The sequence below is a fragment of the SAR324 cluster bacterium genome (assembly GCA_015232315.1).
Classification (GTDB): Bacteria; SAR324; SAR324; order SAR324; family NAC60-12; genus JADFZZ01.
Window position 1 is genome coordinate 357,335 of sequence record JADFZZ010000001.1, and the last position, 20,331, is coordinate 377,665.

At 45.3% G+C, this 20,331-nt stretch carries 18 protein-coding genes; 5 read left to right on the forward strand and 13 right to left on the reverse strand.

Features of this window, described 5'->3' with window-relative positions; all coding sequences use genetic code 11:
- Positions 1-201: 201 nt before the first annotated feature.
- The 6 genes from HQM11_01460 to HQM11_01485 are packed head-to-tail and all read right to left on the reverse strand — an operon-like array spanning position 202 to position 6,922.
- Positions 202-1,038 (reverse strand): protein-glutamate O-methyltransferase CheR, encoded by an 837-nt coding sequence (locus HQM11_01460; protein ID MBF0349665.1) that lies wholly within the window; start codon positions 1,036-1,038, stop codon positions 202-204.
- 47 nt (positions 1,039-1,085) lie between these two features.
- The gene (locus HQM11_01465) at positions 1,086-2,222 is read right to left on the reverse strand and encodes a chemotaxis response regulator protein-glutamate methylesterase (GenBank protein ID MBF0349666.1); all 1,137 of its coding nucleotides are present in this window, start codon (positions 2,220-2,222) and stop codon (positions 1,086-1,088) included.
- Positions 2,223-2,227: 5 nt separating this feature from the next.
- A complete protein-coding gene (locus HQM11_01470; GenBank protein ID MBF0349667.1) occupies positions 2,228-2,728 on the reverse strand; it encodes a purine-binding chemotaxis protein CheW in 501 nt (166 codons plus the stop codon).
- Positions 2,729-2,750: 22 nt separating this feature from the next.
- Complete coding sequence (locus HQM11_01475; protein MBF0349668.1) at positions 2,751-5,861, reverse strand: chemotaxis protein CheW; 3,111 nt, start codon at positions 5,859-5,861, stop codon at positions 2,751-2,753.
- The gene (locus tag HQM11_01480; GenBank protein MBF0349669.1) at positions 5,851-6,168 is read right to left on the reverse strand and encodes an STAS domain-containing protein; all 318 of its coding nucleotides are present in this window, start codon (positions 6,166-6,168) and stop codon (positions 5,851-5,853) included. The genes HQM11_01475 and HQM11_01480 overlap by 11 nt, the downstream gene beginning before the upstream one ends.
- A gap of 19 nt (positions 6,169-6,187) precedes the next feature.
- Entirely contained in the window at positions 6,188-6,922 is a 735-nt protein-coding gene (locus tag HQM11_01485) for an SPOR domain-containing protein (GenBank protein MBF0349670.1), read from the reverse strand.
- Between the two features lie 101 nt (positions 6,923-7,023).
- Here HQM11_01485 and HQM11_01490 point away from each other — a divergent pair, with 101 nt between their 5' ends.
- The 5 genes from HQM11_01490 (at position 7,024) to HQM11_01510 (ending at position 12,647) form a co-directional block, all read left to right on the forward strand.
- Positions 7,024-8,016, forward strand: a complete 993-nt coding sequence (locus tag HQM11_01490) for a 2-dehydropantoate 2-reductase (protein MBF0349671.1) — start codon at positions 7,024-7,026, stop codon at positions 8,014-8,016.
- Between the two features lie 145 nt (positions 8,017-8,161).
- A complete protein-coding gene (locus HQM11_01495; GenBank protein MBF0349672.1) occupies positions 8,162-9,940 on the forward strand; it encodes an SLC13 family permease in 1,779 nt (592 codons plus the stop codon).
- 21 nt (positions 9,941-9,961) lie between these two features.
- The gene (locus tag HQM11_01500) at positions 9,962-10,963 is read left to right on the forward strand and encodes a COX15/CtaA family protein (protein ID MBF0349673.1); all 1,002 of its coding nucleotides are present in this window, start codon (positions 9,962-9,964) and stop codon (positions 10,961-10,963) included.
- A complete protein-coding gene (locus HQM11_01505; protein MBF0349674.1) occupies positions 10,947-11,378 on the forward strand; it encodes a DUF420 domain-containing protein in 432 nt (143 codons plus the stop codon). Before HQM11_01500 ends, HQM11_01505 begins: the two co-directional genes overlap by 17 nt.
- Positions 11,379-11,426: 48 nt before the next feature.
- A complete protein-coding gene (locus HQM11_01510) occupies positions 11,427-12,647 on the forward strand; it encodes an MFS transporter (protein MBF0349675.1) in 1,221 nt (406 codons plus the stop codon).
- Between the two features lie 608 nt (positions 12,648-13,255).
- On the opposite strand, the gene HQM11_01515 is transcribed toward HQM11_01510, so the two are convergent.
- The 7 genes from HQM11_01515 to HQM11_01545 form a co-directional block, all read right to left on the reverse strand.
- The gene (locus HQM11_01515; protein ID MBF0349676.1) at positions 13,256-13,606 is read right to left on the reverse strand and encodes a type II toxin-antitoxin system PemK/MazF family toxin; all 351 of its coding nucleotides are present in this window, start codon (positions 13,604-13,606) and stop codon (positions 13,256-13,258) included.
- The gene (locus tag HQM11_01520; GenBank protein ID MBF0349677.1) at positions 13,588-13,800 is read right to left on the reverse strand and encodes a hypothetical protein; all 213 of its coding nucleotides are present in this window, start codon (positions 13,798-13,800) and stop codon (positions 13,588-13,590) included. The genes HQM11_01515 and HQM11_01520 overlap by 19 nt, the downstream gene beginning before the upstream one ends.
- 907 nt (positions 13,801-14,707) lie before the next feature.
- A complete protein-coding gene (locus tag HQM11_01525; protein MBF0349678.1) occupies positions 14,708-16,291 on the reverse strand; it encodes a SpoIIE family protein phosphatase in 1,584 nt (527 codons plus the stop codon).
- Positions 16,292-17,009: 718 nt separating this feature from the next.
- On the reverse strand, positions 17,010-17,909 hold the full coding sequence (locus HQM11_01530) for a TIGR02285 family protein (protein ID MBF0349679.1): 900 nt from the start codon (positions 17,907-17,909) through the stop codon (positions 17,010-17,012).
- Between the two features lie 936 nt (positions 17,910-18,845).
- Complete coding sequence (locus HQM11_01535; GenBank protein MBF0349680.1) at positions 18,846-19,256, reverse strand: HEPN domain-containing protein; 411 nt, start codon at positions 19,254-19,256, stop codon at positions 18,846-18,848.
- Positions 19,253-19,576 carry a nucleotidyltransferase domain-containing protein gene (locus HQM11_01540; GenBank protein MBF0349681.1) on the reverse strand — a complete coding sequence of 108 codons (324 nt, stop codon included), beginning with the start codon at positions 19,574-19,576 and terminating at the stop codon, positions 19,253-19,255. The genes HQM11_01535 and HQM11_01540 overlap by 4 nt, the downstream gene beginning before the upstream one ends.
- Positions 19,577-19,625: 49 nt before the next feature.
- On the reverse strand, positions 19,626-20,087 hold the full coding sequence (locus HQM11_01545) for a GNAT family N-acetyltransferase (GenBank protein ID MBF0349682.1): 462 nt from the start codon (positions 20,085-20,087) through the stop codon (positions 19,626-19,628).
- Positions 20,088-20,331 lie beyond the last annotated feature (244 nt).

A 20,331-nucleotide genomic window follows, 5' to 3' on the forward strand; every position in this document is an offset into this window, starting at 1 on the left:
CAGACTTGAGCCATGGGTTACGTCCCGGAGGGCGACAAACTGTGGAATTACATCGGGACGTAACCCGATGCTATCGTCTTCGGAATAATAATTTACAGCAACAATTCTGGTATGTTTATTTCTGGCGAGGGCCTAAGTAGAATCTGAATACAATGCTGACGGGCACTTGCGGAGCCTGTCAGTTCCTTGCTCCATTCGTGTTCAAAGGGGTTGGTAAAAGACTCCGTTTTCAAATTCATTCAACTGGAATTCTGTGCTGTAGCCCCGTAACGACTCGGTTGCGCCAATCATAAGGAAGCCTTCTTTTTTCATGGTCCTGGCAATTTTAGAAAACAGGAGCTTCCGACTTTCGGCGTTGAAATAAATGGCGACATTCCGGCAAAGGACAAGATGGTTTTTATTTTGTTCCATAAAGCTGTCCATCAGATTGATCTGACGAAACATCACACGCTTTCGAAGCTCTTCTTTCACTTGCCAGCGCCCCTTGTCGGTCGGCGAAAAATAATTGTCACGTCGTTGCATTGACAGACCGCGCTTGATGTTAAACTCATCATAAATGCCTTCTCTTGCCGTATTCAACACACCATTCGCAATGTCTGTGCCGACCACCATAAACCGATTGACGAGGGAGGTTCTGCCGCTTTTTTTGCAAACTTCATCAATCAGCATGGCCAGTGAATACACTTCCTGTCCTGTGGAACAGGCGGCAGACCAGATATTGATTTCATGCGCACCGCGTTCCACCAGTTGAATCAGGTCTGGAATAATTTTGCGCTCCAGCGTTTTCCAGCAGGAATCATCACGAAACCAGAAGGTTTCATTGGTGGTCATCAAATCAACCAGACGGGGCCATAATTTACTATTCGCGGCAAGCAATCGGTGCAACTCCCCATAGGTTTGCGCGCCCAGTTCCTGCGCAAAGTCCGCCAGACGTGTTTCAATGAGGTAACTTTGATCCTCGTTCAGGGCCAGTCCGCAGATTTTGACCATCAATGCTCTCATCTGCGTGAATTCATCATAGGTGATTCGACTTACCATGGGATCCTGTATTTCTATGGGAGAAGGTGTGTTTGGAAACGTGACAATTAAACCTGATAGGAGGCAAGTTCCTGGATACGTGGACCAAGATCCTCCACTGATAAGACTTCATCAGCCAGTCCCAGGTCAAACACACTGCCGGGCATACCCCAGACCACCGATGTCGCGGCATCCTGGATCAGAGATATGGTGCCCTTGGGCTTGAGTTGGCGAACACCTTCCGAGCCATCCCGTCCCATACCCGTCATCACCACACTGAGGACTCTGCGTTCAAAGACTTTCGCTACAGACAGGAACAACACATCCACAGAGGGTTTACAGTTATTCACAGGAGGCTGATTATTTTCAACCAGCAGAAAATTTCCGGAAGAATTTTTTTCAAGCACCATGTGTTTGCCGCCCGGGACAATATATGCCCATCCGGGTTTAATGCTTTCATTGTTTTCTGCTTCCTTGACACGGGTCTGTCCTGCTTTATCCAGGCGTTCGGCCAAGGACAGGGTGAACATGGGAGGCATGTGCTGGACGATCAAAATCGGACAGGGAAGAGGGCTGGTAATTTTGGAAAAAACCTGATGCAGCGCATTGGGGCCACCGGTTGAGGAACCGATCACCACAAGCTGAACACGGTCAGACAGGGATCGGGCCACTGAGATATGATTCACAGGAGGTCTGATGACGGCAGGTTCCGGTCTGGAAGCTGGTGCTGGCGAGGAGGGAAAATCGAGTTTTGTACGTTCGAGGCGTTCCCTGCTCAGTCGTGCGATTTTTTTTGTCTGTACCACCTGAATGAGACGTTCCAGTTGTCCCTTGAGGACATCCATTCCTTCCTGCATGTTGGCCGCAACAGGTTTAGGAACAAAATCCAGAGCACCCAACGCAAGCGATCTCATGGTTGCCTTGGCATTGTCCATATTGAAACCGCTGATCATGATGGCTTCAATAAAGGGCATACTGCTTTTCAGATGCTTCAGCGTTTCTACGCCATCCATTTCCGGCATCATCACATCCAGCAAAACCAGATCAGGCTGAAGTGCTTCGGCTTTTCTGAGGGCGATTTGACCAGAGGCCGCCACACCAACACATTCCGCAGTGGGAATTTCAGAAACGACCCGGTTCAAAATCTGTCGAAAGGTGATACTGTCATCGACAACCAGTACTTTTACAATATCAAAATCACGCATGGGCATCACTTGTTGGAATTAGCCTTGACCACAAAACACATTTTCACCAGTTGATTGATATCCAGCAGGATGACCAGTTGTTTTTCACGCTGAATCACACCATAGACAAATTCACGTTTGATGCCTGATAAATTGGAGGGGGGAGACGTGATTTCGTCTGAATTGATATTCAATACATCCCCCATTTTATCAATGACAATGGCCATTGGATCGTGAACCTGCGTTTTGAGTTGGCTGAATTTCTGGATTCGCAAAGATTCCATTTCAGCTTCTGTTTTGAAAATAATCAGTCTGCGGTCTTCCAGAGCAGGAGTTTGCCGGTCTGAAAGAAAGAAACGCGGATCCATGATGGTCAGAATCTGTCCACGCAGGTTCATCAGTCCCAGGATATACTCCGATGATTCCGGTACAGGCGTGATATCATGAATTTTTCCAATTTCTTTGGTCAGCAGAATATCAATTCCAAAGATGGTTTTTCCAATATAGAAGGTGGCAATTTGAGGCATAAGCACGTCACTGATCGGGGGGTTATACGTATTTAATCAATTGAGAATAGATATTTTCCTTATCCAGCTTGACCAGCCATTCATTGAAACCTGCTTCCTTGCCAAGGTTGACAATATTGGCGTCATTGATGGAAGTCAGCGCAAGCACAGGCAACCTCTGCCAGTTTGGATTTGCCCTGATATTTTTTATCAGTTCCAGACCGTTCATGACAGGCATCTCAATATCACTCAACACCAGATCAAAGGTTTGTTTCGCAAGAATTTCAAGAGCTTCTTTACCATTCGTTGCTGTCACGACATGAAACCCGGCTGTTTTGAGATAGTCGGTCACAATGGTCAGAAAAAAGGGGGTGTCTTCAACCAGCAACACTTTTTTATCACTGAATTTATCCATTTTTTTCACCACCACACTTTCCGGTTCACCCATTTCCAGCACAGCGTACAAATCCAGAATCAGGGTGATTTTGCGATCAATCAGGGTTGTTCCAATGATGCCATGATGTTTGATACTGCCTTTTTCCAGATGAATATGCAGATTTTTGGTATCAATCACCCTGTTGATTAAAATACCAATAGGAATTGCGGATTGTTTGGGGATGATGATATTGGGATTGTCCACTCGTTTTTTGGGTTGCTGAATCGGCAGGTAGTCTTCCAGACGCAGAATGCGCATCTGTTCTCCCCGATACTCAATATATTCCTTGTCGCCAATATGCTGGATATCCGTGATTTCAATATCATCAATCCTGCGAATAAGCGGAATTGCCAGGCCAAACTGTTCTTCGGAACCATTGTCAAAAATCAGAATCGACTGGGTTTCCATTTCTTTATGCGCGGCGTCTTCATACAGTTTGTCTTCAGTCAATTGATCGGATGACAGCAACTGATTTTTTTCTACAAACCCCGGAATATCCATGATCAGTGAAATTGCGCCATCCCCCAGAATGGTGGCTCCGGAAAAATACCGGAGATGTTTGAGGTATTCAGGCATGGGCTTGACGACGATTTCTTCACTGCCCAGCACTTCATCCACAATCACACCAACCCGACTGGAACCGATTTTGACAATCAGAATCCTGAGACTGGCTTCCTCATTCCGTGGTTCTTCCGCATACCCCAGTCCCCGGGTAAGCGACAGCAACGGCAACAACTTGCCACGCAGCCTGAGCACGGCATTCCCTTGTACTTCGCCAATCATGGTCTGATGATCCTGAGGTTTGAGCATCACCAGTTCTTCGATACTCACCTGTGGAATCGCAAAGCGCTGATTGTTGGCTTTGACGATCAGGCAGGAAACAATCGCCATGGTCAACGGCAAGGTCATGGTCAAGGTTGTGCCTTTGCCCTTTTCTGAAGAAACTTCAACGGTGCCGCCTAGTTGTTCAATGTTGCTTTTGACCACATCCATTCCCACACCGCGTCCCGAAACAGAGGATACTTTTTCCGCGGTTGAAAAGCCTGGCGCAAACACCAGGTTCAATTTGTCCTTATCAGACATATTGGGAACCATTTCAGCGGTAATGACGCCTTTTTCAACAGCCTTCTGGACAATCACAGCCACATCAATGCCTTTTCCATCATCCATCACCTGAACAATCACCTGGCCGCTTTCATGATAGGCCTTCATTTTCACTGTGCCCTGTTCCGGTTTGTTTTTCTTCAACCGGACTTCCGGAAGTTCAATACCATGATCTGCGGTATTGCGAATGATATGTGTCATTGGATCAGACAGTGACTCAATGATGGTTTTATCCAATTCCACATCATTGCCTTCCGTAACCAGTTGTATTTTTTTATTCAACTGCTGCGACAATTCACGGATCATCCTTGGAAATTTCCCGAAAACCATGCCTATTGGTTGCATCCGGGTATTCATGATTTCTTCCTGAAGCTCTGTTGTCACCATGTTGAAATTCTGCAAAACACTGCTCAAACCATTGATCTGCTTCACAATGGGTTCACTCAATCTTAAAATTTGATTTCTGGCGAGAACCAGTTCGCCTGCCAGATCGACCAGTTTGTTCAACCGGGACACACTGACACGAATGGTTTCATCAATTTTTCCGCTGGCTTTTGCCTGCGCGGCGCCCGGATCTTTTACCGGTGTGACGGGAGCCTTTGCCACCGCTGGTGAGGACGCTGGTTCGGAAGGTGTCAACTGAGTTGTGTTGACGGCCGGTGTCGCAGGAACAGCCTGTTTCGCTGGCTCTGCAGGCTCCTCCTCGGTCGCTTGTGATTCCAGCAGGGGCATTTCGTTGTAGGCCGTATATTTCAATTCGTTGTCACTCTGTTGAAACAACAAAAACGCATCCGTTTCATTGGTGAACCAGTCCTGCATTTCACCGGTATTGATCTGGCATGTATTTCCCGATTGAATTCTGAGACCTTCACTGACGACATCACTATCGAGAATGGAAGAAAACAGGAAAACCGCGCTGATATCAGTGGCTGTTTCCGGAGGAAACGCTGGAATATTGACCACGTCAAACTGGAAGTTGACAATTTTCCCGAACCCTTGAATTTCATTGATATATTCAGCTATAGACATTCTTGATTGGTTCAGATGATCTTTCAAAGATATCCGAACACCATACAGATTCAGCCCTTCGCCCATAACACCTTCCCACATGGACTCTGTCAGCCTGATCGTGAGGGCAAAGGGTCTTGTTTCAACTTCGGGTTCTTTTTCCGGAATTTTTTCAGGCGCGACAACGATGGGTTGGACGGATTTTTTCGCAGGTGCCGGCGTTGCTGGATTGAGACTGCCCAACTGTTCAAGGCGGCGATGTACTTCCTGAATATTCACCGCGTCCAGATTCTGAGGATTTCCCAACATCTGTGACAGCAAATCATATCCCGCAAGCAGCATGTCCGTATGTTCAGACGTGATGGTGATGAGATTTTCCCGCGCTTTGGAAAGCAGACTTTCCATCGCATGCGCGATCTGGGTAATCTTGTCGAGACCAAAAAAACCAGCGCCGCCTTTAATGGTGTGAACGCTGCGGAAGAGTTGATTGATATTGTCATGATCCTCCGGATCCCGTTCGATCTTGAGCAGACCTGACTCAATCATGGCCATGTGTTCCTGGGCTTCTTCAATGAAGCCATTCATCATCTCGGCATCACTTAACATAAACACCTTCTACAGAAAATTGTTCAACAAGATGTATGGCATCAAACAGCTTTTGAAGCTGGTCAGAACAATTTACAATTTCAAAATTTCTTTTTGAATTCTGCACTGATTTCCACAACGATAGCATAAAAATGAGGCCATCCGCATCAATGTCGGTTACTTTTTCGAGATTCATTTTGAACGTTTTCCAGTTTTTTTCACTGAGTGCCTGCATTATCGGCTTTTCCAGTTTTTCCAGAGCGGCAGCCTCCAGAGAAACCTCCGGACTGCATAGCAACTCTTTCTGTTTTTTATTCACACGGATCATAATTTACTCCTGAACTTACTTATATTCGGGTTACCTGTACAGAATCAATATAGTCCAACTTACGCAATTTGAAGGCCAACGTCTCTGCGGAGGTTTTATCCATTCGACCGACACGAACACGATAAAGTTTAGTTTTATCGGAAGCAAAAGTATGGATAAACGCATTGGCATAACCACTCTGTTTCAGCTTTTCAACAAGCTTTTCAGCGGTTTCTCTGCTACTGGAGGTAAACACCTGAACGGTGTATTGCGAACCATCCGAAACAACAGCCTGGGTGGCTGCCTGTTGCGAGACAGGGGGGGGCTCCACCTGTTCTTTTGCGGGTGCCGTCGTTTTGGCTGGTGGTGTGTCTTTTTTCACATCCCCGGAAGGATTCAATGAATCACCGCCCTTAACACCCGTAGCCACCACAATAGCCTCTGCCGGTTGTTCTCCGGTTATTTCCCGGGTGGTGTCCTGCAATTGTTTGGCACGAGCCTTGAGGTTTGTCAGATCCTCCGTTTCACTGGAACCAATTTTTGCGTCATCCATCTCAAAAAAGGATAGATCCTCATTGGACAGCTTTTCAGGCTGCTGAGTAATCCCCACATTCTGTGAAACACTCAACTCTGCGGGATCACGCAAACTCTTGCCGGTGACAAGTCCCATATAGAAACTGATGACCAGACACGTGCATCCCAAAACACACAGGACCACGACATGTAACTCAGATAATTGAATACGGAAGGTTTTTCCGGTTTTAACAGATGGCATTGAAATATGTGTGAATAGAGGTTACTGACTTATAAAAATGAGATCTATCCAGTTTTTTCCTGATTTTTCCCAATAAGTCAACGAGCATTCTGAAAGGAATCATGTCTCAACAAACAAATACACCCGTCAAGGACAGCGACTGGTATATTCTCGGCGCAGGTTCTATTGGCTTGCTCTTGGCGTCCAGTCTGCTCCAGAGCGGTGAATCTGTCACGTTGATCCTGAAATATCAATCTCAACTTGAGCATATTAAAAAAAATGGAGGAATTCTTTTTGAAAAAGAGGATCACCGGGTTTTGCTCCCGGTAAAGGCTATCACAGCAACCATGCTCCCACCTTGCCTTTCACGCCTGATCATTGCGGTTAAAGCACACCAGACATTGGCCGCGATGCAGGATGTGTCCTCACATCTGTCAGCAGAAAGTCTGGTGATTCTGGCGCAGAACGGTATGGGAACTGAAGAACAATTACGCAAGGAGTTCAACCAACTGAATCCTGTTCTTGCCAGCATCACTCATGGTGCCTATCAACCTGAGCGGTATCATGTCATCCATGCCGGAATGGGAGAATGCTGGCTCGGCTGTTCTGACAGACTGGGTCCTGACCAGCAGGAATTACTCAAAGCGCTTTATAACACAGAACTCCTGGTGCAGTGGGATACAAACATTCAACTCCGTCTCTGGAAAAAACTTATTGTAAATTGTTGCGTCAATCCCTTAACCGCCATCTTGGGTTGCCGCAATGGGGATTTACTGGCACATCCTCAGGGGCCAAGTCTGATCCGCAGCATTTGTTTGGAAATTCTGCCCGTCGCGCAGGCCGCCTCAATTTCTCTCTCTTTAGGCGAGATGAGCCTGCTTGTTGAACGCGTTTGCACGACTACAGCAACCAATTATTCCTCGATGTTTCAGGACATCCAGCAGGGACGCATGACCGAAATCGATTATCTGAATGGCTATGTCCTGCGGGAGGCTGAAAAAATATACACTCATTGTCCCTGCAATGAAATGCTGACACACATGATCCACTTTATGGAACAACAGCGAGCCGTTGAGGTTGACGGGGTTTGTCATATTTTCGGCCACAAATTGTAGGGGCGAACCTGTGTGCAACCCCGGAAATTACAACGGTCGCATAATCAATGAAACACATGCGGCAAAGAACTGTCAGATTAACTTGAGATTCTCATGAAACCCCATTACCGTTCCGCGCTTCACTCAAGCAGAGAGTCATGAAATTATGTGGATATCCCTTATTACCCTGATTGTTTTAATAGTGCTCATCATCGGCCTCATCAGAGAAGTCAGCACTCCTGCTGTCCTGATGTTCGGTGCCATGCTGTTTTTCATGGTCTCAGGAATTGTTACTACGGAAGAAGCTCTGGCGGGGTTCGCCAATTCCTCCATGTTGACTGTGGCCGCGATGTTTGTCGTAGGCGCCGGACTGGAACGCACCAATGCGTTGAGTGTGCTGTCAAATGGTCTTTTTGGCCGTGGAAAATCAATATTCATTGCCATGGGGCGGATTTTTGGTATTGCCGGAGCCAGTTCTGTGTTCATGAACAACACAACAGTGGTGACAGTGTTGGTTCCAGCAGTGCTGGACTGGGCAAAACGTCGAAAATTTCAGACATCCTATTTTTTGCTTCCATTGTCATACATGGCAATTCTGGGTGGAACCTGTTCTCTCATTGGAACCTCCACCAATCTGATGATAGACGGGTTGATGCAGAACCATCAGCTTCAGGGAATGTCCTTGTTTGAACTCGCATGGGTGGGTGTTCCCATCACAATGGCCGGGTGGTTGTATCTGGTGTTGTCCAGTCGCTATATTTTAAAAGGACAATCCGATCTGGTATCCCGGGTCATGGAAACGCAGAAACAATATATTTGCGATGTGATTGTTACCGCCGAATGCAAACTGGTGGGCAAGAGCATTGAAGACGCGGGGTTGCGGCATCTGGAAGGATTGTTTCTGACCAATATTGAACGAGAACATGAATTCATTGGTCCTGTCTCTCCTCGTGAACATCTGTTTGCCGGAGACCGTCTGATTTTTGTGGGAAAAGTTGAAACGCTGCCCCAGATTCAGCAAATTCCCGGTATTGTTCCCGCCTATCAGGAATTTTTTAATCAGGAAAAACAGCATTCCAATCTTGAACTGTTTGAAGTGGTTCTCTCCTACACCTCACCACTGGTCGATAACAATTTAAGAGATGTTCACTTTCGCTCCCGTTACAATGCGGCCGTGATTGCGGTGCACCGCCCCGGCACTGTGATACACGCCAAACTGGGCGACATTATTTTCAGACCCGGCGATGTCCTGATGGTGCAGGCCACCAAGGATTTTTATACGGAATGGAAATATTCGACGGATTTTCTGCTCGTTGCCAAAGCCGATGGAAAACCCGAAAAACCTTCACGCTTCACGCTCATGTCTCTGGGCATTGTCGTGGTGCTGCTGATTGCGTTGACCACCGGCGTGCTACCGGTTCTGCATGGTTCGTTTCTGGCCGCGGCGGCCATGATCATCTCGGGATGTCTGTCATTGAATGAAGCCAAAGAAGCACTTTTCAAGGAATTTGGCATTCTGGTGATGATCGCATCCGCTTTTGGCGTAGGCAAAGCTATTGAATCCAGTGGACTGGCACAAATGCTGGCGAGTGGGATTATGGGGTTGATTGGAACGCCCCATCCTGTTCTTGTACTGGGAATCATCATGGTGCTGACCGCGCTCTTTACAGAATTTGTCACCAACAACGCTGCCGCCGCCCTCATGTTTCCTGTGGGAATGGCAAGTGCTTCAGTGCTGAATGTTGATCCGCGACCTTTTGCGATAGCAATCGCCGTCGTTGCGTCACTCGCCTTTATCACACCCTTCGGTTACCAGACCAATTTGATTGTGTATGGTCCGGGAAACTATAAAATGCGAGACTATCTGGCTCTTGGATTCCCGTTAAAACTTCTGACACTCGTTATTGTTCTGGGCTTGATCCCCTGGTTCTGGCCCTTTTCCTGAAAACCGGTTTATTGGTACCTCATGCAACACCTCAATAAAAATATCCCATTCCCCTTGTTTCAATGGATCAGTCTGGTTGCGTCCGTTCTGACCTGGCCACTGATTTCATTTGGCGCGATCGTCCGTTTACATGGTGCGGGACTCGCCTGTCCGGACTGGCCCTTGTGTTACGGACAACTCGTACCTCCTCCCGGTCTTGAAATCGCCCTGGAGGTTGGGCACCGTTTTATCGCGACCATCCTTGGAATGGCCATCATCGGTCTGGTCATGTTGTCGTATCGCATGGAAAAATACAGAACCTATCGCAAAATGTGTCTGCTGGCATTGTTTCTGGTCATCATTCAGGGAATCCTTGGCGGACTCACTGTCACCATGCGCCTATGGCCACCGGTGGTTTCCATGCACCTGATTGGCGGAAACCTGCTGTTCGCCCTGCTGGTGTATATCACATGGCTTTCGTTCAAACAACATCACTGCGAAGTGACAGGACAGTCGTTGCCCACTGCGCGCCCCTTCACTTCGTTATCCCGCAATGCCCAATGGATGTTGGTTTTATTTTTCGTGATCATCGGCTCCGGAGGTGTCAACAGTACCACCTATTCCGGATATGCCTGTGAGGCTTTCCCCGGCTGTCATCATGGCAGCGAGTTTTCTTTCAGTATGAGTTACCAGACGTATAAAGATCAGGTTTTTCCCGGTCCCCCCACAGAACTGGAAGGACAATTCATGCCGGAAACGAACAATGAGTGGGTTCATATGCTACATCGTTTATTGGCGATTGCCGGAGGGTTGGCTATTATGATCCAGTCCTTCCTTCTGTTCAGAAAATACAGGAACAAATCGGTGCGCGGAGCGATGCTGGGCATTGCGCTGCTGATTCCTCTGGAAATCATGGTAGGAGCCATGAACGCTGTGTTTCGGGTTCCAGTTCCGATTTCCGCGCTACACACAGGGATTGCGGCCACGGTGATTGGTTTATTGAGTTTTTGTCTGGTGAAAGGAATACATGACCCCCTGGATTAACTGGCTCCCAACTGTCAATGCCTGCCTGAACAGTGTCGCGACAGTTTTACTGCTCATGGCATATCAAGCCATTCGAGCACGAGACGAACAGAAACATCGGAAATTGATGCTTTCAGCCCTTGGTGTTTCAGGATTGTTTCTGTTGTTTTACACCATTTATCATATGGAAGTCGGCTCTGTCCCTTTTCAAGGGCAAGGATGGATTCGAACCTTGTATTTCCTTATTCTGATTCCACATATTCTGCTTGCCGCCATGCAGTTACCAATGATTGCTCTGGCTGTTTATTTTGCGTTTAAAGACCAGCGTTCCAGGCACATCAAAATGGTTCATTGGGCGTATCCTGTCTGGCTGTATGTATCTGTGAGCGGTGTGCTGGTGTATCTGATGCTGTATCATCTCCCGGTAAATGGCTGAGTTCTGGTGATCTAATTTCCTTCAATCTTTCAAATCCATAGGAATGGCATGCGTAAAAAGTCCAAAGGACCTGTTTTTACCTCTCTTGAAAAAAAAAGTATTATTGGCCTCAGCCTCATTCTGTTTTTCCGAATGTGCGGACTATTTCTGGTATTGCCGGTATTCAGCGTATTGGCGCTTGATTTACAACATGCTACACCCTTTTTGATCGGACTGGCTTTTGGTTCCTATGCGCTGTCTCAGGCGATTCTTCAAATTCCGTTTGGAGTCTGGAGTGATAAATATGGCCGAAAACGACTGATCACCATTGGACTTGTGCTCTATGCGGCAGGAAGCATCATCGCGGCGCTTTCAGACTCCATTTACTGGATGATTGGCGCACGTCTGGTTCAGGGATCGGGGGCGATCAGCGCCGCTATTTTTGCGTTGATTGCTGATTTGACCCGTCCGGAGGTCAGAACCAGGGCCAATGCGGGTCTTGGCGCAAGTGTCGGCCTGTCCTTTGCGATTGCCATCTTTCTGGCGCCCTTTCTCGGACACTGGTTTGGCCTGCATGGTATTTTCTGGCTTACAACCGCGCTGTCACTCTGCGGAATTATCTGTTTACACTGGCTGGTTCCAACTCCGGCCACCATCATTCATGCTACAGACCATCCCCGCGTCAAAATTTCACTGGTTCTGAAAAATCCTTCCCTACAGATCATCAACTGGGGTGCTTTCGTTTGTGGTATGGGGCTTTCCCTGATGTTTTTCATGGTTCCCCTGTTGCTCAAACAACATGGCTTTCTCAGAGAAGATTTGTGGATGGTTTATCTGCCCATGCTGATTCTTGGAGGATTGGCCATGGTTCCGGCCGCGATTGTTTCAGAAGTAAAAAACAGGTTCCGTGAAGTGATGCTGGCCGGTATTCTGATTTTAATGGTTTCTACCGTCACACTCCTGATTGGCTGGAGTCACCCCGGAACAGGCTGGTTTATCGCCACTCTGCTCATATTTTTTATGGGATTCAATATGTTTGAACCCATTTTCCCCTCACTTGTGACCCGTATGACCACACCCGAAACCAAAGGTACAGCCAGTGGTGTGTATAACTTTTCCCAGTTTATCGGGCATTTTTCCGGTGCGACGCTGGGTGGATTGCTGTATCAGAGCCATCCTTATGTGCTGGCCTCCATGCTGTTGCTGGTTGAAGGCGTGTTTTTTCTGGTCATGCTCCGATTTGCCAATCCAGACCGGGCAGAGGTCATGGCCAACGAAGTTCCTGCCTGAAAATTTTTCATGGGATTGGCCCACGGTAGTGGTTCCGTTTGATGTAAAGTCAGAATTGAAAATTGCATTATATTCTCCATAAACAGCATGAAAATGGGGAGGCGGAAGATCTCCAAAAAATAGTTTAATCACTATTCCATGTCGACGGTGCAATATTCTGCATTCGTTGGCATCATGATTTGGTTTGATTCTGGCAGTGGTTCCGTTTGATGTAAAGTATTTTTGTCTGGTCTTTTTCCCATTAATAAATCAGTAAGTTACATTTTTCAGAGGAAGTTTATGCAACTTACTGAACAGCAATGTCCCTATTGCGGGAGTCATGAAATCACCTTTAGTCGAGATTATCAGACACAATCGGAACAACGGAAGATTTTTTTTCTGTGTGCTCTGTAAGGAATCGCACAGAAATAACTTACCCATTTGCCTCCAACCAGCCAAAGCACAGCTATGGAGAGAAAGATTTATAGTTGGGAATGTTATTGATGAGCGATTCCTAACACAAATTTTTCCGAAACAAAAAAATACCCCGTTAGAAAATTTGAAAACGCCCCTATCCCGGATATCCATGGTCATCAATGCCCTGACCGAAGGAATGGGAATCAACGCGGTCACGCGCACCTTTCAAGTGAGTAAAAACAGCGTTTACCGTTGGCCTCAATCACTTGCTTAAAGGCATCATCCGTTAAATGACCTACTTTTGAAACGATTAGTGAGTAATTGGCGGTGAACAATTTACCTGGACGGGCGTAACTGATGACCTGCAATGATCCTGAAGCAAAACTGGGGGTAGTCAGTTCGATGGACTTCTTGTCTCCATAAGGCTTGCTGGTGACTTGACATAAAATCCAATCGTCTTTCCCTGCTTCAGCTAAAGCGATTGCGGGGCGTAACTTGGTCTGCGATAAATCTGAAAAGGGAAACCTCACTAAAACAACGTCACCTACTGCAAGTGAGACCATGCTCTATCCTCCTCAGGACGATTCCAGTCTTCGGCCAGTACACCCTCACTTAACAAAGCTGTTTCCGGAATAAGATGAATGGGGTCTTGTTCCAGAATGGTGACCAACGCTCGTTTAGGGCCAGACAATTGAATAGGTTCAAGCAGATGGACGCATCCTCGTTCATCAATGGTGGCTTCTACTGTTTGGATCATAATGTCTCTCCTGCTAACTTTAAGTTCCCAACCCACTGACTAAAATCCCACCCTGGCTGGGTAACTTTGGGGGATCTCTAATGAATGCCTATTATTAGGCCATGCAATATCTTCACAAAAACTACTGACAATGTCCAGCGTGCCCAACGCCCCGAATGAGGGGCCTGTGACATGCCACTGAACTGTGGAAAAGAGATGAACCTGGAATTAAGCACAAACATTGGAAAAAGCGCAGTGTCACAGGTCAGTCTCAATTCGATTGTTCGGGAGCGCCAAGAAAAGCTTGGTGCATCTTTTGGGGTGCAAGTCCCCATTGGGTAAGGTCTAGCCAGCCACCCATACCGAGTGTTGCGCCGGAGGCGGAGACATTTACCTGAGAGTCTTGTGGGTATCCCCCTGATACTTAATGAATAATTGGGAGATTAACAAAAGTTAATCAAATTCGCCAGAAGAAAACCAGGAAAGATGTTGAACAAGATCGGTGAAGCGTACACAGGGAAATCAGTAGGCCACAGGGCAGGCCGCACTTCCTGAAGCATAAAGCAGCCCCGTAAAGATGGGAGCGGTCGGCGACAGTCTTTGAACGCTGGAAGCCAACAAGAAGGAATCGTAGAGAGGCGAGATTCTGGAGAGCCCGTCGGGGTCGTCATAGGGCGTGGCATGCTGAGAGAGATGTATCGAAGAACTTGGGAGATCCTGTAAGTTCCTTGAAGGAAGGACAGCAAAGAAGCTAAGGTAAGAATATTGTGGCACTGGCGGGAAACCAGCCAGCAAACAGAGAAGACAAAATCGAACATACAGCAAAATGATTGCCTTTAAGGTAAGTTGCTTTAACCCAAAACGCAGGGATCTGCGCGGGGGCAGTTCAGTAATGGGCTGTCCTACCGCAACCCTGAATGGTATTGTTTCATGGTTGAATATACTCAAATGCCACAATGGTAATGTCATCATCCGCTTCTTTTCCCTGTGTATATAAATTCACATGTTCTAACAAATGAGACAAAAGGAAGTCTAGATCATGATTTCGATTTTCCTTCAGAAAGTCACGTATTCCACCTATTCCAAATATTTTTCCATCTAAATTTTCTCTCTCATAGATTCCATCTGTATACAATATTCCTTTGTCTCCGTGCATCAATTTATATTTCGTTTCTTGAACCATAAACACTGGTTTGGGAAAAATTCCAAGTAGAGTTCCTTTCCCTTCCAGGATGATTGGATCATTTCCGTTAGCTGGTATCACAATTAAAGGAGGATGTCCCGCGATTATCGTTCTCAGTTCTCCCTGTGGATTGATGTTGGCTAAAATAGCAGACATAAAGCGGTCGTCTGGTAAATGCTGTTCAAATACCTCATTTAGATGCTCCATAATCCGCTCTAGAGAAGCTCGCCCTTTTTCCAATAAGAGAACATTGGCCATTACTGTGGATAATGCCGCTGCGACACCGTGTCCAGTGCTGTCTCCCAAAAACAAATTATATGTCTCGTTTTCATAAGGATAAATTTTGTAGATATCGCCGGAAACATGGGAATGAGGAAGATATTTAGTTGCGATTTTAAGATATGGAGGATTGGTGTACTCAGTAAATAAATGCTTTTGAATGTTTTGCGCAACTAATAAATCCTGAGTTATCATCTCATTTTTTTCTCTCAACTCCTTGTTTGCTTCTGATAATTGCAGAGTTCTCTCCTGTACTTTTAATTCCAGAGTTTGATTGAATTCATGAAGTTTATTCCTGGAAGTCAGCAATTTAGAAACCATAGTGTTAAAGGCTTCTTCCAGTACCTTCAATTCATTATGGCCTGAAGTCTTGATATCAATATTAATATTTTCCAAATTATCCAGATTCAATTGTTCTGTAGCGGAAGTCAGACAGAAAAGTGGGCGGCTCAGTAAAATACGTCCAATATATAAGAAGATTATCCACAGCGATATAGTCTTGATAAAAGCGTTAATAATAACGAAAAGAAATCCATATTTAATTTTTTGAAATACCACCTTGTTGCTGGAATAAAATGTTCCCTCTCCAACCTTAGTTCTGGAACCATAAAAATCGGAATATATGATATCAAACTTATACCAGAATAATCCTGAAAATAATTTATTTTTTTCTTCAACCAGAACTGAATCACTTCCCCCTTTGAGAAAGACCATCTCGTTCTTTTGATTGAGGATGACACCAGCGCCTGATATTCCGTCATTTGTCTCAATTTTAACTCCAACAATAACCGGAAGCTTTACAATGCCATTCAACAATAAATTCTCCTGAGATACATTTACATCCCAAATTGCTTGAGAAAGACCAGCTTCAAAGGTTCCGTGAAATACTTTTAAATCATTTAAAATATCGTCTTTAGTCTTGTAGTATTCCGCTCCCATATGAACCAGAGTAACTGTTACAGCAATCAATAAATAGATGGAAAATACAACTTTTAAAAGTTTTGTCGCAATAGAATCTTTGACTGAGACGGAAGTGTAACTTGACATCATATAGCATATCTTCTTTCAAAATATCGCGGCATTTTTTCAATCTAAATTTTCCAAAATGGGACGAATAATGTAAAAAATCATAAAAGACTATTTTTCAGGAGCATGACCATAAAATTCTTTAACATAATTCCGATATCTTTTTATACTGGATTCATCTAACCAAAATTCATAAAAAGAGTGAAATTCTAGTGTGTTTCTGTGGTTTTCGAGAATTGAATCCACCTTTTGTTTGAGTTTCTTACCCCAGTCAGTTTTAGGAAATCCAAAATAAGGAATCGCACAGAAATAACTTACCCATTTGCCTCCAACCAGCCAAAGCACAGCTATGGAGAGGAAGATTTATAGTTGGGAATGTTATTGATGAGCGATTCCTTAGCATATGGCCCGCTTGATATGTATCCAGGTGGAAAATCCGAAATAACCCATGTGATTTTTTTCTCAGCATAGGCATCCGGAACAATTCCTGAATAAAAGACCAACCCTATCAATATGTAAAACATAAATTTTTTCACTTTAACTCCTTACAGAACAAAATGAACACAATAACTGATGCGCTAATGCCCTGACTCGTTATAGCCGAACGTCTGAATGAGCTTTTGAAGGGGGACGAGAACCCAAGCAAAGTCTCAAAACTTTCGTGTGTTACTGAACTTGTAAAAAGGAAAAAACTGAGTCCCCTTCAATAAGCTCCATTTTTTGTTCTGCAATTCTCGAATCATTATTGATTGATTTTTTTGCGAAGAGGCTCAATGATGAGGATATTCCATGCCTTACGAAAAGACGGGATTTCTTCTGGGTTGAGCCATTCTTCAACTTTGGTTCTCATTTGTATGGTATCTCTCAATGAAGCCTGATCTATCTTTTCAATAACATGTTTCCCCCAAGCATTTCTAGTACAGGCAACTCCGCCAACCATATATTGGTCTTTTAAGTCTTGGATTTCTTGAATTTTCAGGACTTGAAATGAATTCTCTAAATTTGAGTTTCGCTTAATATAATTGAGCACCCACGAGAACTCTGTGACATAATCAATTCTATTCAAGTCCAGCATTTTTACTAACCCAACACTTAAATCTGTTCCGGCTCGTATAAAGACATTTTTCTGTGTCTGATACTTTGCAATAATGGGTGAAACGATAAGTCCATAAGATCGTTCATGAGCGATACCCATTCTGAATCGAGTATCATTTAATAACGATTCTAACGAAAGACTATTTTGATTGAAAAAATATTGCTGATAGACAGGTTGGCTCATGATAATACGAAGTGAAGGAGTAGTGATGTTATTTGAGAAGATTGCAACTTTATTACGCTCTGGGGTAGAGACATTTACATGAGAGCATAAATTTTTTCCTTCTTTCATATCCGCATAAATTCTGGCTACAGAGGCCCATCTTCTCTGATGAGTGTATTCGGGTAATCCTGCTTGCAAAATTGAAAGGGTTTCAGTTCCAAAACCGGTTCCTTTTAATTTTCCTTCCTTGATAAAGGCTGGAGGAAATTCAGAGGTATACCACTGGATTTTTTTCATTTCGTCACAATATGAAACTTCTCCATGCATTCCTAAAACCACAATCAATAAGATAAATCGCTTCATTGTTAGATATATTGATTTCACTATGAATTCCCTTTTGTGTTTAATGCAGAACGTTTGAGCTAAGCTGCGGCTGCCACGGGACACAACTTGTTGCCGAAGCTAAGCAATGAAAAATTGGCTGTGAATTTTGAGAAGGGCACGCCGTGGTAGCCGTCAGCTTCAGCGCCTTGTGTACGCCCAGCATGGGCGTGAATTAATGGGGTGGAAGTCCCCTGAAGAGTAGCCACTGGCTACGTTTCTCATGGAAGAAATAGTGTGGCACCGCCGGGAAACCAGGCGGCAAACCGAGAAAACAAACCTCTTCCTAACAGGACGTATGCCATAAACTTCTAGCCGATGGCAAGGGCAAACTCGTGAGGGAATGTCTGAAGGAAGCCTGGGCAAAGCGACGAGCCGACGTACAGAAACCTCATGTCAGGCCAACTTCCCCAAGGTGAGTGAGCACAAGATCATGAAACCTTGTGGCTAACGGGATCGGGTAAATGAGGCGGTTGTGTCGTGAAAGTTCACGTTCTTATCTGGGGAGATCTGATCTCGTGGGGGTTTTCTGAAAGGATTGGTCTCAAGAAAGGCCAAGGACCGACCAGGTTTCGGTCGGGTTCCCTTGTCTTTCTGTAGAGAGCGTCTGAGGTAAGGTGAAACCGGTTCATGCGGAAACGCCTGAATTTGGGATCAGAAGTCAGCCGAGGCCATAGTAGCCAAACGCTGGGCTGTAATGGCTCAGACACGGTGAAGGGCTGAACATTTCAGATAAGGAAAGGCTGATGAAACCTTCAAGATGCGTTGATTCCGACTGGAAAAGCATTCTTGGGCGGATTTCATCAAGTACCCCTTAGATGTGGAGAGATTCTTCACATTTGAACCCTGAAGTGAACCGCCCTGTGCGAGACCCGCATGCAGGGTGGTGGGGAGGGGGAAGAGAAAAGCTTCCCTCTACCCGATTGGGGGATTTTTCATTCATCGTTTGTCAAAACCTGAAACTGTTACAAAGGTTTGGATAGAACTGACAAAAGACTGTGCCTCACTCAATACCTGTGTTGCCCTTAATTCATCGGGGTCAAGCATCTCATCATAATCACTGCTTTGACGCTCATCAAACGCATGGTGAATAAAACGGGATAATTCTTTGGGAAATTCACCTGTTTTGACAAATTCCCTGTCAAAGAGACTGATCACACCACTATGTTTGGAACTGCCTAACCCCTTGGTCGCCAATAATGCGGATACCGCATAAAACATCGCATAATAAGAACGATTGATACTTCCTCGATATGCTGATTTTTCCAGCAAAATATGAGCTTCTCGCAATGTGTCTCGTGACTGAGAAAGTCGATGTTGTATCAATAAACTGAGTTGGTCGTCATTCACACCTCAATTCCTTCCTTTTCTATTTGCGCAATCAACGGATTGGCTCCTTGCGCTCCTTGTTGTATTTCCGCTACAGTTGTCACGAAGGTTCCAATAATACGGTCATTTTCAAACCCAACTTCCCACGCTAAATCTGATATTTGATAACGAAGAATGTTGTTCATGCTTTCGGTTTTGACAAAAATATCCAGATCCGAGTCTTCTGAAAAATCCCCTCTTGCTCTGGAACCAAATACTTTGAGTTCAAAAACTGGAATGATCTGTTTCAATCGGTCACGAAACATCCTTGCGATTTGTCGATCTTTGTCTAATAGTTTCATTTTCTCTATAGCATTAATGTTAATGATGAGCCTCACCCCAACGCCGCAATCACCCGCCTGTCGGGTGCATTGCCTTGTTAGCAGTAAATTTCAGGCGCAATACCTGCTGGCCAGTAGGCTCGTGCAGTTTCTCCTCCAGATGCTCAAATCCATACCTTGAGTAAAAGTGACGACCGATTGTATTTTCCTTAAACACTTCAACTTCAAGCTCACCATGAAGTTCTAGCGCCTTGTCCATTAGTGCTTTTCCGACCCCCTGCCCATGAAACTCCGGTTGAAGAAATATTGCTCCAACTTCGTTACCCATCAACGCAATGAAGCCTTTGACTTCACCGTCGATCTGTACGACCCAAGTATCTGTATTGGGTAGATATATCTCTGCTACATTTTTCCGTTCTTGGGCTATAAACTCATCGGTCATAAATGGATGAGCTAACCGAGTTGCGACTTCCCATGACGAGAGTACTGCATCTAAATCTGTATTTTCATATTGTCGTATTTGCACGGATATATTTCCTTTTACTGCTAACGCAGAGTTGAGCGGTTTTTTGGGGCAGAGCGAAGCGGCGCCCCAAAAAATCCGTCTCGAACGACTTGTGTACGCCCAGCATGGGCGTGAATTAATGGGGTGGAAGTCCCCTGAAGAGTAGCCACTGGCACCATTTCTCATGGAAGAAATAGTGTGGCACCGCCGGGAAACCAGACGGCAAACCGAGAAAAAAAACCTCTTCCTAACAGGACGTATGCCATAAACT

What these genes read in the sequence shown, in the direction of transcription:
- HQM11_01460 (MBF0349665.1), bottom strand. Translation starts at nt 1,038, where the DNA reads ATGGTAAGTCGAATCACCTATGATGAATTCACGCAGATGAGAGCATTG.
- HQM11_01465 (MBF0349666.1), bottom strand. Translation starts at nt 2,222, where the DNA reads ATGCGTGATTTTGATATTGTAAAAGTACTGGTTGTCGATGACAGTATC.
- HQM11_01470 (MBF0349667.1), bottom strand. Translation starts at nt 2,728, where the DNA reads ATGCCTCAAATTGCCACCTTCTATATTGGAAAAACCATCTTTGGAATT.
- HQM11_01475 (MBF0349668.1), bottom strand. Translation starts at nt 5,861, where the DNA reads ATGTTAAGTGATGCCGAGATGATGAATGGCTTCATTGAAGAAGCCCAG.
- HQM11_01480 (MBF0349669.1), bottom strand. Translation starts at nt 6,168, where the DNA reads ATGATCCGTGTGAATAAAAAACAGAAAGAGTTGCTATGCAGTCCGGAG.
- HQM11_01485 (MBF0349670.1), bottom strand. Translation starts at nt 6,922, where the DNA reads ATGCCATCTGTTAAAACCGGAAAAACCTTCCGTATTCAATTATCTGAG.
- HQM11_01490 (MBF0349671.1), top strand. Translation starts at nt 7,024, where the DNA reads ATGTCTCAACAAACAAATACACCCGTCAAGGACAGCGACTGGTATATT.
- HQM11_01495 (MBF0349672.1), top strand. Translation starts at nt 8,162, where the DNA reads ATGTGGATATCCCTTATTACCCTGATTGTTTTAATAGTGCTCATCATC.
- HQM11_01500 (MBF0349673.1), top strand. Translation starts at nt 9,962, where the DNA reads ATGCAACACCTCAATAAAAATATCCCATTCCCCTTGTTTCAATGGATC.
- HQM11_01505 (MBF0349674.1), top strand. Translation starts at nt 10,947, where the DNA reads ATGACCCCCTGGATTAACTGGCTCCCAACTGTCAATGCCTGCCTGAAC.
- HQM11_01510 (MBF0349675.1), top strand. Translation starts at nt 11,427, where the DNA reads ATGCGTAAAAAGTCCAAAGGACCTGTTTTTACCTCTCTTGAAAAAAAA.
- HQM11_01515 (MBF0349676.1), bottom strand. Translation starts at nt 13,606, where the DNA reads ATGGTCTCACTTGCAGTAGGTGACGTTGTTTTAGTGAGGTTTCCCTTT.
- HQM11_01520 (MBF0349677.1), bottom strand. Translation starts at nt 13,800, where the DNA reads ATGATCCAAACAGTAGAAGCCACCATTGATGAACGAGGATGCGTCCAT.
- HQM11_01525 (MBF0349678.1), bottom strand. Translation starts at nt 16,291, where the DNA reads ATGATGTCAAGTTACACTTCCGTCTCAGTCAAAGATTCTATTGCGACA.
- HQM11_01540 (MBF0349681.1), bottom strand. Translation starts at nt 19,576, where the DNA reads ATGAAACTATTAGACAAAGATCGACAAATCGCAAGGATGTTTCGTGAC.